The organism is Sedimenticola selenatireducens DSM 17993 (genome assembly GCF_000428045.1).
Classification (GTDB): Bacteria; Pseudomonadota; Gammaproteobacteria; order Chromatiales; family Chromatiaceae; genus Sedimenticola; species Sedimenticola selenatireducens.
This window is the reverse complement of the sequence record NZ_ATZE01000022.1, coordinates 56,823-71,975: the sequence shown is the minus strand read 5'-3', so window position 1 is coordinate 71,975 and position 15,153 is coordinate 56,823. Positions and strand designations below refer to the sequence as shown.

The window sequence follows — 15,153 nt, the reverse complement described above, 5'->3', positions numbered from 1 at the left end:
GCACCCGATGAACACGACCCACTATCTCATCGCCGGTGCCAGTCATGCCGGCCTGGAAGCGGTCCACCGGATTCGCCTGGTGGATGAGACATCCCCCATCACCCTGGTGACCCGCGATGCCCACGCACCCTACTCACCCACCATCCTGCCCTACGTGGTGTCGGGACAGAGTGCCCCGGAGCGGGTGGTGCTGCGCAAGGCGGATTATTTCACCCAACACAACGTCACCCTGATCAGCGACAACGAACTGGTGGCCATTAATGAGAACGACCGGGTCGCCAGCCTCAAATCCGGCGACCAGTGGCAGTATGAAAAACTGCTGCTGGCCACCGGGGCCGACCCGATCATCCCGCCGATTCCGGGACTCAGCGAGACACCGTTCCATGTCCTGCGCACCATGCAGCACGCCATTGATCTGCGTGAGCATGCCGGCAAGGCAAAGCGCGCCGTGGTGCTGGGTGCCGGTCTGATCGGCATGCACGGCGCGGAGAACCTGCGCCACGCCGGTCTCGATGTCACCATCGTGGAGATGTGTGACCAGGTGCTGCCGGGTTATTTCGACCCGCGCGCCGCTTCGGTCATCGAGACCGCCTTCAACGACAACGGCATCCACATGGTGATGGGTAGCCGGGTAGTTAAAGTTGAATCACAGGATAACGGCTGTCGGATCACCCTGGAGAATGGCAACAGCCTGGAGGCCGACCTGCTGCTGGTAGCCACCGGCGTGAAACCGCAACTCGATTATCTCAAGGGCACCTCGGTCCAGGTGGACCAGGGCGTCCTGGTGGATCGCAACATGCGCACCGACGCACCGAATATCTGGGCCGCCGGCGATGTCGCCCAGGCCGCCGACTTCTATGGCGAGGACAAGGTGATGATGGGCATCCTGCCGGATGCCGTTACCCAGGGCGCGATTGCCGCCATGGATATGGCCGAGGATCATGCACTCGCACCCTACGTGGGCGGTGTGCCGATCAACACCTACACCTTCTTCGGCCAACAGGCGATTTCGGTCGGCCAGTGCATGGCCGATGCGCAACTGGAAGAACTGACCCGGACCGATGACGATAACCAGCGCTACCTGAAGATCCTGCTCAAGGATAACCGGCTGCATGGCATCTCCAGCATCAATGAAGAGATGGATGCCGGCATCATGTGGCAACTGATCCTGCGCAAGATCGATCTCACCCCGGTAAAAGATGCCTTTATCGCCCGACCGCTGGAAACCGGCCGCGCCCTCATGTCCAGCACCTGGCGATAACGGGAGAACAGATTTATGACCGCTTATAACACCATCGCCTTCGATCCGTCGCGCTGCGAACTGTGCAACGACTGCAATGCCTGCATGACCGCCTGTTCCCAGATCAAGGCAGGTACCGACGACCTGCTGCACTCACGGATCAAGATTGTCGCCGGCTTCAACGGCAACCCTCCGGAACTGGCCCTGTGCCGTCAATGCGGCGACCCGGAGTGCACCAAGAGCTGCCCCTCCACCGCCCTGACCAAGAACCCGGAGACCGGCCTGATCGACTGGGACGAGAGTCTCTGTATCGACTGCCTGCTCTGCACCGTCGGCTGTACCTACGGCGGCATCACCTACAACGCCGAACTGAAGCATGTGGCCAAGTGCGATCATTGCGATGGCGACCCGGCCTGCGTCAAGGCGTGCCCGAGCGGCGCGCTGACCTATATCACCTCGGCCAGTATTTTCAACGAGCAGCATGAGCGGGAAGACCTGTTCGTACCCGGGCTCTCCGCCTGTCAGGGCTGCAACTCCGAGATGATCATGCGCCACTCGTTGCGCAAGGTGGGACCCGACACGGTGCTGGCCACCCCGCCCGGCTGCATCCCCGGCATGGGTTCAGTCGGATTCAACGGCACCACCGGCACCAAGGTCCCGGTATTCCATCCGCTGCTGACCAACACTGCTTCGATGCTGGCGGGGGTGAAAAAGCAGTACAACCGCATGGGCCGCAATGTCACCGCCATGGCACTGGCGGGCGATGGCGGAGCCGGTGACGTGGGCTTCCAGTCGCTCTCCGGTGCGGCCGAGCGCAATGATCAGATCCTGTTTATCTGTGTCGACAACGAAGGCTACATGAACACCGGCATGCAGGCATCCGGCAGCACCTCCTACGGCTCCTGGACCACCACCACGCCGGTGGGCACCGAGATGAAAGGCAAGCGCACCAGCCAGAAAAATCTCGCCATGATCATGATGAACCACAACTGCGAGTACGTGGCCACCGCCTCTACCGCCTTCGTTGAGGACTATTATGAAAAACTGGACAAGGCACTGGCCGCCTCCGAACGCGGCTTTGCCTATCTGCACATCTACTCTCCCTGTCCCACCGGCTGGCGCTTCCCGTCGTCCCAGACCATCGAGGTCTGCCGCAAGGGCGTGGAGACCAACTTTGCTCCCCTCTGGGAGTATGAGCGGGGGGGTGAACTGCGCTTCACCCACTCCATCGATAACCCCCTGCCGGTCGAGGCTTATCTGAACCTGAGTGGCAAGTACCGCCATGTGAGCAAAGAGCAGTTGGCTCACATACAGGAGCAGGTCAATGAACGGGTGAAATCCCTAAAACGCTTTGCCGGACTAAACTAAAAAATACAACGAGGAGTGTGACACCATGTCAGATACTGGTGCCGATAATTATTATTTTGATCAAGAAGCCGAATGCATGCCGCGTGAGCAGTTGTTGCAACTGCAGTTGCAGCGACTGAAGACACGCCTGCAGCACGCCTATGACAACGTCCCGCACTATCGGGAGGCGTTCGATGCACAGGGTGTGAAGCCTCATGACCTGGAAAACCTGGAAGATCTCGCCAAGTTTCCCTTCACGGTAAAGAACGATCTGCGCGACGCCTACCCGTTCAACATGTTCGCCGTGCCCCGGGAACAGATCTCCCGGCTGCACGCCTCTTCCGGCACCACCGGCAAGCCGACCGTGGTTGGTTACACCGATGGGGACATCAATAACTGGGCCGACCTGATGGCACGCAGCATCTCCTGTGCCGGCGCCCGCCCCGGCGACATTGTGCACAACGCCTATGGTTACGGCCTGTTCACCGGCGGGCTGGGCGCCCATTACGGTGCCGAGCGGCTGAAGTGCACCGTCACCCCCATGTCCGGTGGCAATACCGAGAAGCAGATTGCGGTGATGAGCGATTTTGGCTCCCACGTACTGCTCTCCACCCCCTCCTACGCCCTCAACATAGCCGAGGTGGCCAGGAGTGAGGGCGTGGACCTGGCGGCCGGACCACTGCGCGTAGGCATATTCGGTGCCGAGCCCTGGAGCGACGAGATTCGTGGCGAGCTGGAGAAACAGCTTGGCGTGAAGGCGATGGATATCTATGGCCTGTCCGAGATCATGGGCCCGGGCGTGGCCTGCGAATGTACCGAGCAGAACGGCCTGCACGGCTGGGAGGATCACTTCCTGTTCGAGATCGTCGATCCCGAAACGCTGCAGCCCCTGCCCTATGGCGAGGTGGGCGAACTGGTGATCACCACCCTGACCAAGGAAGCGCTGCCGATCATCCGCTACCGTACTCACGACATCACCAAGCTGACCGATGAGCCGTGCAGCTGCGGCCGCTCCCATGTGCGCATCCTGCGCGTCACCGGTCGCAACGACGACATGATGATCATCCGCGGCGTCAACGTCTATCCGTCACAGATCGAGTCGGTGCTGGTGAGTGTTGCCGGCGTGGCGCCCCACTACCAGCTGGTGATCCAGCGTGAGGGCATCATGGACACCCTGAGCGTGGATATCGAGCCGGAACCCGATTTCATCGGTGACAGAAAGGCGCTCGGCGCGGAAGTGAAACACCACATCAAGTCGATGATCGGTGTGACCTGTACAGTCAACGTACTGGATACCGGCGAGGTTCCCCGTTCCCAGGGCAAGGCCATTCGGGTTCGCGATCTGCGAAAAAAATAGGAGGCACTCGTGAGCTTTTGTCACAGCTGTAGTCACTGGCGTTATGAGGAGAACGTCGTCCTGCGCAATGAGCATGAGCAGGAAGGGTTCGGCGTTTGCGAACTGTTCGAGCAGATGCGCTCAAATCCGCTGCGCGCCCTGGTGCGCACCGATGATGAATTCGCCGGGATACAGATGCGTGGCGAGTTCGGTTGCAATCTGTTTCAACAGAAGTAGCGATTCAAAACGGATCGGCGCCCGCAGGGCGTCCGCAGGGCGGACCAGCTCCGCCACCGAAAGGTCGGGGTCGGCGTTGACTCCGCCCCTCGGGTAAACATGGATCAACAGCGGCTTCCGGCAAAGGGAGCTACACAGGGAGTGGGCGTATGCAGGCAACGGAGGCCTGTACACGCCCGGCCCGCCTGCTGCCGAATCGGTAACAGGAGAATGTCAGAGGATATGTCATGAATACCAGAGATCGCGTCGACGCATTGCTGAACCGCCTGCATGATGCACCCCAGTACCCCACTCAGGGTGCTGTACTGTTCGTGGATCTGGAGCGGCGCAGCCACCGCAAGGCCTATCTGCCGAAGGAGGTGTTGACCACCTTCCTCAGCGGCCGCGGTGCCAACATGTACCTGCTCTACAATCTGCTCGCAACCGAGCAGGCGGAACCGCTCAAACCTCTCGATCCACAGGTACCGTTGATCTTCGGCAGCGGGGTCTTCACCGGCTACATGGCCTCCGCCACCCGGGGCAATGTCACCAGCCTCTCTCCGGAGAGTGACGCCATCCTCGACAGTAATGTCGGCGACTATTTCCCCGCCTTCATGCGCCACCACGGTTATGACCACCTGGTAGTTTATGGGCGCAACCCGCAGTGGACCCTGTTGAAGATCTCATTCGACGACGTGCAGTTCCTTGATGCCACCCCCTACATCGGGATGGACAACCTGGACGTTACCGAGGCGATCGAGCGAGATTTCGAACGCACCGAGCGCAAGGACATGGCCCTGGCGCGTATCACCAGCGCCGGCGAGAACCTGGCCCTGAGTGCCGGCATCATGGGTGGTATCAAGGCGATCTGGGCGCGTGGCGGCCCCGGCGCCAAGATGGGCTCGCTGGGTCTCAAGGCGATCATGATCGATGGCGCGCCGGGCAAGATCGCCACCTCCAAGGAGTTCAAGCTGGGAGCCAAGGAGATCAGCAACAAGGTGATCAGCACCAGCGTGATTCACAACGCACTGAAGACCGTTGGCACCCCGTTTCTGTACAAGCCAAGCCGTATCCTTGGTGCCATCGGCACCAAGAACAACCAGGAGAACACCTGGGTGGAGGACCTGGACGCCGACAATTTCGACGGCTACCGCACCGGCATGGACGGTTGTTACAAGTGCCCGGTGAAGTGCCGGCCGTTGAACGACATGACTCCCGGCGCCAAGGGTGGCTTTGGCGCCAACGCGCTGAAAGGCGTGACCGGCAACGCCAGCTACGATACCTCGCAGGCGGAGGTGCAGCATGAACACACCGCCAGCTACCAGGGCATCAAGGGCGACGGGGTATTCGACCGGTACGACAAGGGCGATGGTCCGGAATATGTCACCGTCGGCAAGTTCGGCCCCAACATTGGCATCACGGAACCGGAAAAGGTGCTGCGGCTGAACAACATCCTCAACGACCTGGGACTCGACTCCTCCGGTACCGGAGGCGCCATCGGTTGGGCCATGGAGCTCTACCAGCGCGGCGTTATCGACCAGACCACTACCGGCGGCCTTGACCTGAGCTGGGGCAACTATGAGGCGGTAGAAAAACTGCTGTTCATGCTGGCCCGGCGCGAAGGCTTCGGTGACGTGGTGGCCGATTCCAGCCAGGCGGTGGCCACCGGCAAGTATCCGCCCGAGGCACTGGACTATCGCATGACCGTTAAGGGGCTGTTCCAATCCGACCCCCATGACAGCCGCATCCTCAAGGCGTTTGCCCTGGGGCTGGCGGTGGCGACCCGCGGCATGGATCACCTGCGCAACCGGGTCACCCTGGAGATCAACGCCCGTATCAACGACGACGCCGAGTTCAAGACCGCCCTGTATGGCGGCAAGGTCTCCGCGGAACCGAATCAGTACGGCGGCAAGGAGTACGCGGTACGCCGCTGTGAGGACACCTTCGCGGTCGGCGACTCGGTAGGCATGTGCCGCTTTACCACCAAGCTGTTCAACTCGCCGTCCCTGACCGGTACCGAGGAGTTTGCGCAGCAGCTCAAGTTGCTGACCGGGATCGAGATGAGCAGCGACGACCTGCTCAACAGCGGTCGCAACGTGATCGCCGTGGAGCGCATGATCAATGCCCTGCGCGGTCTCACCGATGCCGACGACACCCTGCCCAGACGCTGGTTCGAGGAACCCAACAGCGCCGGCCCATTCAGCGGCGAAAAGATCGATCAGCAGGCGTTCGATGAGATGAAACAGCGTTTCTACGAAGTTTCCGGCTTCGAACCGGATGGACTGCCCAGCAGCGACTGGTGGGACAGCCTCTCCCAGGTGCTGACCGGTTACAGCCTGAAGGTAAATCTGCCGAAACTGCCCGGGGTCAAACGCAACAGCCTGGTCATCAACCGGCCGGTGAAAGATATCCGGGAGCTGAGGCAGCGCCTGAAAAACAGCCTGCCGCAGGCGGCTGAGGCGCTGGGCGACAGTTCGTTCGGTATCTCCATCAACGATCATCTGGTAGTCGCCTCTGAACAGGGAATGACCCTGCACAATGGCGACGAAGTGAGTCTGGTACCGATGCTGGCGGGGGGGTAAATATATAGACAGAAATCAATGTGGAAAAGGTACAAATATCAGTATCATGGTAATATCAGGCTGGAGAGGTTACTCATAGGAACGTGAAGGCATGACCGAGACAATCAACCCCCCCACAGGGGAAGACGCAGGTATTGAAGAGCTCACCGAAGTGGTCGGCTCTCGGGTGCGTTCCGTGCGTTCGCGGCGCGGGCTGACACGCAAGAACCTGGCCTTTCATTCGGACGTCTCGGAGCGTTATCTGGCCCAGCTGGAACGCGGCACCGCCAATGTCTCACTGGCCCTGCTATCACGTATCGCCAACGCTCTCGGGGTACGTATCGGCTCACTGCTACCTGAGCAGGAAGAGACCTGCATCAAGTACCCGCCGCTCGGCGAGTTGATCGATACCTTCACTCCCGAGATACAGGAGAAGGCGTTCAAGCTGTTGCGTAACGCCTTCTCGCCTGGCCAGGGCGTCTATCGCGGCGTAGCCCTGATCGGGATGCGCGGCAGTGGCAAAAGTACCCTGGGTGAACTGCTGGCAAAGCATTTCCAGGTGCCGTTCATCCGCTTGCAGAACGTGACCTCACGACTGGCGGGGATGGACATAGGCGAGTTGATCTCCCTCACCGGCCAGGGCAACTACCGCCGGCTGGAGCTGCAGGCGCTGCAGCAGACCATTACCGACTATCGGCACGTGGTGCTGGAGACCGGCGGCAGTCTGATCTCCGAGGCGGAGACCTTCCGGATGCTGCGGGAGCACTTCTACACCATCTGGGTGCGTGCGCTGCCGGAGGATCACATGAACCGTGTCATTGAACAGGGTGACATGCGTCCGATGGCAGGCAGCCAGCAGGCGATGGATGATCTGAAACTGATATTGGATGAACGGGAAGCGGACTACCGTCTGGCGAATTTCGAGATCATGACCTCGGGCCAGACCATCGAGCAGAGTCTCGAAGTGCTGATTCAGCAGTGCGCGCCCTACTTGCAGGGCAACTGACCGGCCAGCGTTCGTTTTGCTACCCGGCCGGCCCGACCGGCTACACCTGCCTTTTCCCACACTGAATTCCCATAGCCAAGCCATACCGGCAGGAGGCCCACGTCCGGGCCGAAATCGCCGTGGTCCGAGACAATTGCTGTAGGAGGCCCGCCCCGGGCCGATGCGACCACGAAACGTTCGCGACGGGGGCGTCGCTTCTACAGGCCGACGGATCACTGAACAACATTGGACAACCAACATTCAACCAAAGGAGCATAAACATGCCCGAAGCCTTTATCTGCGATGCCATCCGCACCCCGATCGGTCGCTATGGCGGCACCCTCGCTGCCCTGCGCACTGACGATCTTGCCGCCCTGCCGGTCCAGGCGCTGATGGAGCGCAATCCTGATGTCGACTGGTATCAGCTGGACGATCTGCTCTACGGCTGCGCCAATCAGGCAGGCGAGGATAACCGCAACGTGGCACGCATGACCGCCCTGCTGGCCGGCCTGCCCGATGCCGTGCCCGGCGGCACCCTGAACCGGCTGTGCGGTTCCGGCATGGATGCGGTAGGCACAGCCGCCCGCGCCATCAAGAGCGGCGAGGCGGAATTGATGATTGCCGGCGGTGTGGAGTCCATGTCCCGCGCCCCGTTCGTCATGGGCAAGGCGGAGAGCGCCTTCTCGCGCCAGGCGGAGATTTTCGACACCACCATCGGCTGGCGCTTCATCAACAGGAAAATGAAGGAGATGTACGGTGTCGATTCAATGCCCGAAACCGCCGAGAATCTGGCAGTCGAGTTCGGCATCAGTCGCGAGGATCAGGATGCCTTCGCCCTGCGCTCCCAGCAACTCACCGGCGCCGCCCAGGAGGCGGGTCGGCTGGCCGAAGAGATCATCCCTGTCACCCTTCCCCAACGCAAGGGCGACCCGGTCATCTTCAGTCAGGACGAACACGCCCGTCCCCAGACCCGAATCGATCAGCTGACGAAACTGCGCCCCATCGTCCATCCCGAGGGGAGCGTCACCGCTGGTAACGCCTCGGGCGTCAATGACGGTGCCTGTGCACTGCTGATCGCCTCCAAGCAGGCGGCCCGGCAACAGGGGCTGACACCTCGCGCCCGCATCCTCGGCATGGCCACCGCCGGTGTTCCGCCGCGCACCATGGGCTTTGGCCCGGCACCCGCGAGCGAAAAGCTGCTGAAACGGCTCGGACTGACCCTGGACCAGATGGATGTCATCGAACTCAACGAGGCGTTTGCCGCCCAGGCCCTGGCGGTGACACGGCACCTGGGACTGGCCGATGACGACGCGCGCATCAATCCCAACGGCGGCGCGATCGCCCTGGGACACCCTCTTGGCATGAGCGGCGCACGCCTGCTCACCACCGCCACTTACCAGCTGCATCGCAGCGGGGGCCGCTATGCCCTCTGCACCATGTGTATCGGCGTTGGCCAGGGCATAGCCGTGGTGATTGAGCGGGTTTGATGCCACCCAGCGCTAAAAACGACCTGTAGGAGTCCCGCCCCGGGCCGATATGCCGCGACACATTCGCGGCGGGGGCGCCGCTCCTACGGACAACGACGATCGATGGCTGCGTCTTATCCATCTTTTGCCGCGCTAACAACAACCTGTAGGAGGCCCGCCCCGGGCCGAGTCGCGGCGGGGCGCCGCTCCTACATGCAGCAAACATACTGACCACTATCAGGAACAGCACTATGACAAACAACACCCACGACCTGGACGGCATCACCGCCCTGCTGCAGACCCGCACCGGCGACGGCCACCAGACCCTGCACGACGCCGACCTGCGGCAGTTGCTGGAGATGGCCGGCCTGCCGCTGGCCAGTGTCGAACCCGGCACCGGCATTGAGCTCTCCCTCGCTATCCGTAACACCCGCGAATTCGGCATTGTGATCAGTGCCGGGCTGGGTGGCGAGACCGGCGAACTGCTGGCCAGCGCCCTGCGTAAGGGCCAGGGCGGCGTCAGTGCCGCCGCCGACCTGACCAGCGGTGAAGATCTGCTGCAGGCATTCAAGGCGACCATCGCCTATCGCAAACTGGAAGGAAAGGTAGACGACCAGAACCTGAGCGACTGCTTCACCGCCTTCATCAGCCTGGCCCGACACTACGCCCCGACCAACCCGGACGCCCCGTTCGTGCTGGAGTGCCTGGAACTCAACCCGTTCAGCTTTATCGATAACCGGATCGCCCTCGGTGAGGGCGTCTGCGAGTACAGCCGTCCCACCCCGGTGCCGGCTCCGCGCCCGGTAAAGAAAATCGGCAAGATGCTGCATCCAAAATCGATCGGCATTATCGGTGTCTCCGGCAGCAAGATGAACTTCGGTCGCATCATCCTCAAGAATATTCTGGCCAGTGGCTACCCGGCTTCGCAGATCACCATCATCCGCCCCAACGAGGATGAGATCGACGGCGTCAAATGCGCCGAGAGCCTCGCCTCCCTGGAGCACAAGCTGGACCTGTTCGTGGTTGCCATTGCCGCCGACGCAGTCTACGACCTGGTGGACGAGGTGATCGCCACCAACGCCGCCGAGGCGGTGATGCTGATCCCCGGCGGACTGGGCGAGACCACCGCCAGTCGGGAACCGGCGGCGGCCATGATGAAACGCATCAACGAGGCGCATCACAGCGAGGACGGCGGCCCGGTTTTCCTCGGCGGCAACTGCCTCGGCATCGTTTCCCATCCCGGTGAGTACGACACCTGGTTTATCCCCAAGAACCGCCTGCCCCAGGGGCAAAAGAAGGCGCAACGCAACTCGGCCCTGATCAGTCAGAGCGGCGCCTTCATGATCACCCGTATCAGCCATAATCCCTGGCTCGACCCCGCCTACATGACCGCGCTGGGCAACCAGAACGACCTCACCCACGGCGACATGGTCAACTATTTCGCCGAGCTGGACGGCATAGACACCATCGGCGTCTATGCCGAGGGCTTCCGCGACCTGGATGGCCTGCACTTCGCCAAGGGCGTGCGCAAGGCGGTGCTGAAGGGCAAGCAAGTGGTGCTCTACAAGGCGGGCCGCTCCGAGTTCGGCGCCAACGCCACCATGGGCCACACCGCCTCGATCGCAGGAGACTTCGCACTGCTGGAAGCGGTGATCACCCAGGCCGGCGGCATGGTCTGCGACGACTTCGACCGCTTCAACGACCTGTTCTACATAGCCGACTGCCTGCACGACAAGACCATCGGCGGTAACCGGCTGGGCGCAGTCAGCGGCGCCGGCTTCGAGGCCGTGGGTATGGCCGACAACGTTCAGTCGGACAACTTCTCACTCGAAGTGGCCGCCCTCTCGGCCGAGACCGAGACCCGCATTGGCGAGATCCTGAAAGCGAAACGGCTGGACGCCCTGATGGAGATCCGTAACCCGATGGACATCAACCCAGGCGCCGACGACGAAGCGCACCTGCAATGTGCCGAGGCGATGGCGAAGGATCCCAATATCGACGCCGTTGTGGTGGGACTCGATCCCATGTCACCCGTGATGCGCACTCTGGTGGAGAACAAGCTGCGCCCCGGCTATGACCTGGGTGACGAGCAGAGCATCGCCCACCAGATGCCGAAGATGGTCGCTGCACTGGACAAGCCGCTGATCGGGATTGTCGATGGCGGCGAACTCTACGAACCCCTGGTGGCAAAAATGAAAGACCAGGGCGTCTGCGTGTTCCGTTCCTGCGGCGCCGGCGTCAAGGCGCTGTCCAGCTACACCCGGGCACGGCTGCGGGCGGAGGAGATCCGGAAGCGGTTTGGTTGACATGTTGACAGGGCCTCGGAGCGTCTCGTAGTGGTGCCCTGAACCAACAAGAGGCTGTACAAAACAGAGCCGGTATCGCTTGCGTGATACCGGCTTCTTCTTGCAGACCCGCTTAGGGCTGGAACGCTTCTCCCCTTACCCCATCCAACCCACTAACAAGAAAGGCATTCCTTCCCTCGCCGTAAACTGGTAACTTTTAGCGTCAATGGGCAATCCCTAGGGCAGGAGGCTTAATAATTGGGGTCATATAGAGCCCAGAAACGGCAAAATTTATCATTTAAGGAAGACTGTGTTTATGGGCAACTCACCACGCCCCGAAAGGCCATCGACATGACAGATCTCAAGAAGACTATTACATCGCATCTATTGGAAACATCAAGTACCTACACCCTTCAAATAATTGGGGTCAGATGAAAAACACAATGGGGCTATTTTAGCGCTCTGCATTGTGAAATCCGTGGGCGCTTGTCATTTTAATAAATCGTCTATCGAAAGATAAAAATGAAAACACCATTGGGGTCAGATGAAAAACCCAATACCGCACTTTTGGTCCCTTGATGCCAGGTTGCAGGGCGCCATACATATCCTATTCTTAAGGGTAGCGCAGCTAACGACTCACGCAGTTGCCCGGGAAACCTGGGGTTACAGATAGATTGTTCAACCGCGACAAGGAGGTTCGATGCCATGCAGGATATGCAGCAGGCCGTACTCAACCTGATCCCGCTCATCTATCAAGCTGCTGGAGATGATGAGGCTTGGCGCAACGTCATAACGGCAATCTGTCAAACCGTCGGTGCAGACCAGGGATTGTTCGTTCACCACAACTCATCCATACGCCAGACAAATCTGGAGTGCTGCATCAACCTGGAAGAGCGGTATGCACAGGAGTATGACGCTTACTACCAGTACATCAACCCATATATCTCCATCCACCCGTCGCTACTGCCTAACCCCGGTACGCTGGGTTTGCTAGCTGATCTGATCCCCGATAAAGAGGTGGAGAAGGGTGAATTCTTCAATGATCATGTGTCACCACAAGGTTTAACGGTTCGGAATGCCATCCGAATCACCTTACAAAAAACGGGACAGGTACATTCAACTATCGCTCTACACTATGCCAAGGATAAGCGACATTTGGATCCGGCAAGTCGATTGAGGTTCTGCGAACTCATACTTCCTCACCTGCAAACCGCGTTACAGCTGCACACAAAAATTTCTCATATAGATGCGCGACTTGACCGGCTATCCAGAGTTGTCGACACGGTTCTTCAAGGCGTTGTACTTCTGGATATCTCTGGCCAGGTACTGGAAATCAATGATGCAGCAAGAGTGATGCTTGAACGGGCAGATGGACTGCATCTCAGAAATCATGAGCTCCACACCATGCTTCCCGGCGAGGATACTGCGCTCTATAGACTTATCAATGGCATATGCAAAACGATTCAGGGTGAAGCCATCACCCATGGCCGGTCCTTTCCTGTTCTCCGCCCATCAGGAAAACGCCCCTTTGAATTGCTGATTGCACCAGCCTATGAACAAACAAATATCAATAGTAAGCGTGATAATGCGGTTGTTATTTTTATTCATGATCCTGATGCCGCTAGTGAATCCAGGGAGGAATTGATCCGACACCGCTACAACTTGACGGTGTCGGAAACCAAGGTAACGATCATGCTGGTTCAGGGTTATACCGGCAAGGAGATTGCCGATGCCATGAAAATTTCTCGTGAAACCTTGAAATCTCACTTGAAACATATTTTCAAAAAAACCAACACCCACCGACAAAGCGAACTCATTTCAGTGGTGATGCGCAGCTTTCCATCCTGAAGAACCGACACAGGCTTATCAATTCAAGACTTCGGACGGAACAAAACTAAAGATGCAATGCCTTGCGCATATAGCCCAAGCTCTCACCGGTCTATTCTCGCCATCGTGAGAATTGCCGATCGATCAGTGACACCTTCGAAATTGCCAAGAACTTGGTGTCTGCCGATACCGATCGACACATGCTGGATGAGTGCAATCTTGGCGCACGGTTAATTGTGCCGCTTACGCTGACCGTCTCTTCTTTTCATAATCCGGCATTGCCCATATCCCCCGTTCGGGGGAGACGACCCGTTTTACATGTTAATCATGGCAATAGATATAAGTTATTGATTTATATTACATGGCCCGATACTTGCTTATCTCTATGCGACGTTACTGGGCTTTTGGCCGTTTGCCGTGCCTCTTCAAAGTAATCGGTCACATGGATTAAGAATATGCACAAGGAACTTCATACCCCATTGAATGGAACTTTGGCTGTTGGCGCTTCAATTTTACTACCTCGCCAAGCTGGGGCCTTTAAAGGGAGGTGATGCCGATGAAGACCACATACTTAGGGTTGCTGATTTTTATATTCCCGCAATTTGCACCATGCGCTGAGTCTGGGAGTATTTGGACACCCCTGGTACAAGATTACTTCATGGATATTCTGCTCGATTTTGGACCAACCGACACTTCTGCCATCACTGTTAAGACAAGTGACTTGCTGATTGACGACCTGGAGAAACTGATTGTTTATCAGGACGCCATATTTGCCGATAAGGCAATAAGTCCCATCGATGTTTATGACGTCAGTTTCAATCTGCAAGGCAACCCAATCAAATGCACGGGTTTTATCGTCAAAAGGACAGATGACATCAACCGGATCAAAAACAAAAAAACTGTTGAACGGGCTCGCCTGGTTTTATTGGGAAACTGCCAAAATCTCGCTACACGGGAAAAGGTGTCGATAAACATTTCCAAGTATGTGATTTTTCCACGGAAATTGGCATTTGGAGCCACAACCGGCTACGAGCGTTATCGCTCGGTAAAAAATATAAACACCAACGACAAGATCCTGGCATGTGTATCAAATGACAGTAATCCTCTGACTCAAGGCCCGCGCCATATAGTGGCTGTATATAACACGGCAGATGAGTATATTCTCGGTTGGGAGAGTGAGAGTTCTTCCATAGATCAGCGGAAAGCAGAATACCCCGTAAAAATCAACGATTACCATGATTCGGGAACAATCGAAGATATCAAAGACACCATCCAGTTCTTTCAGGGGCATGACGGGCGTGGTCAAATAGTTTTTGACAAGGATGACTGTGAGTTTCACGCCGCCGACCACCAGGACCTCATCTATCTGCAATGCTATATCGGGAAACAGGACCGGTTTCATCCACCTGTTTCGCAAATCAATGCCGAGATCGTGATGAAAAAAATCCGTGACGCTCGTTATCTGCGTGGAAACAGCACACCTGAAACCAAAAGCTACGACTATATTTCAACAGAAGTGTCCATATCATTTGTAACGACTCCCGCTTCCGGTGGAAAAAGATTTTCAACGGGTTTTGAATTCAGAAACAGTTATCCTGATTCGGCGGATGCGAACAGGGAATGCTATATCAGGGTGCCAGTAAAATCTGGATTGGCGGGGCAAATTCAATCAAAAAAGCAGATAGGACAAAATTGACTGGGAAACACCGAGAAAATTCGAGAACCACAACCTGACACGAATATTCAGGGTCACCCATTAGCCGCCTTTAGTCAACGGAGCGAGGGTTTCTCTGACGAGACGCCGCCCCGGTAGATGATGAGACCACCGATGGCGCGTCTGCTTTTTCATCTCTTGGGAGGGCCAAAACGTGCATTGGAGCCAGTTATGGC

At 58.2% G+C, this 15,153-nt stretch carries 10 protein-coding genes; all 10 read left to right on the top strand.

The features are described from left to right. Window positions 1-7: 7 nt before the first annotated feature. The 10 genes from padH to A3GO_RS0115655 all read left to right on the top strand — a co-directional run bounded on the left by padH (window position 8) and on the right by A3GO_RS0115655 (window position 14,959). Entirely contained in the window at window positions 8-1,261 is a 1,254-nt protein-coding gene (gene padH, locus A3GO_RS0115705) for an NADH-dependent phenylglyoxylate dehydrogenase subunit epsilon (RefSeq protein ID WP_029134213.1), read from the top strand. 15 nt (window positions 1,262-1,276) lie between these two features. Continuing rightward, window positions 1,277-2,608 carry an NADH-dependent phenylglyoxylate dehydrogenase subunit beta gene (gene padI / locus A3GO_RS0115700; protein ID WP_029134212.1) on the top strand — a complete coding sequence of 444 codons (1,332 nt, stop codon included), beginning with the start codon at window positions 1,277-1,279 and terminating at the stop codon, window positions 2,606-2,608. A 25-nt stretch (window positions 2,609-2,633) separates the two neighbouring features. Continuing rightward, window positions 2,634-3,944, top strand: a complete 1,311-nt coding sequence (locus A3GO_RS0115695; protein ID WP_029134211.1) for a phenylacetate--CoA ligase family protein — start codon at window positions 2,634-2,636, stop codon at window positions 3,942-3,944. Between the two features lie 9 nt (window positions 3,945-3,953). Then, window positions 3,954-4,160, top strand: a complete 207-nt coding sequence (locus tag A3GO_RS0115690; protein ID WP_029134210.1) for a hypothetical protein — start codon at window positions 3,954-3,956, stop codon at window positions 4,158-4,160. A 227-nt stretch (window positions 4,161-4,387) separates the two neighbouring features. Then, entirely contained in the window at window positions 4,388-6,721 is a 2,334-nt protein-coding gene (locus A3GO_RS0115685) for an aldehyde ferredoxin oxidoreductase C-terminal domain-containing protein (RefSeq protein WP_029134209.1), read from the top strand. Between the two features lie 91 nt (window positions 6,722-6,812). Continuing rightward, window positions 6,813-7,706: a helix-turn-helix transcriptional regulator gene (locus tag A3GO_RS24135; RefSeq protein WP_051302451.1), complete on the top strand. Its 894-nt coding sequence runs from the start codon at window positions 6,813-6,815 to the stop codon at window positions 7,704-7,706. Between the two features lie 260 nt (window positions 7,707-7,966). Beyond that, entirely contained in the window at window positions 7,967-9,172 is a 1,206-nt protein-coding gene (gene pcaF / locus A3GO_RS0115675) for a 3-oxoadipyl-CoA thiolase (RefSeq protein WP_029134208.1), read from the top strand. Between the two features lie 230 nt (window positions 9,173-9,402). After that, window positions 9,403-11,457 carry a CoA-binding protein gene (locus tag A3GO_RS24130; RefSeq protein WP_084610149.1) on the top strand — a complete coding sequence of 685 codons (2,055 nt, stop codon included), beginning with the start codon at window positions 9,403-9,405 and terminating at the stop codon, window positions 11,455-11,457. A gap of 684 nt (window positions 11,458-12,141) precedes the next feature. Next, on the top strand, window positions 12,142-13,284 hold the full coding sequence (locus A3GO_RS0115665) for a helix-turn-helix transcriptional regulator (protein ID WP_029134207.1): 1,143 nt from the start codon (window positions 12,142-12,144) through the stop codon (window positions 13,282-13,284). Window positions 13,285-13,819: 535 nt separating this feature from the next. After that, window positions 13,820-14,959 carry a hypothetical protein gene (locus A3GO_RS0115655; protein WP_157606840.1) on the top strand — a complete coding sequence of 380 codons (1,140 nt, stop codon included), beginning with the start codon at window positions 13,820-13,822 and terminating at the stop codon, window positions 14,957-14,959. The last annotated feature ends 194 nt before the right edge of the window (window positions 14,960-15,153 follow it).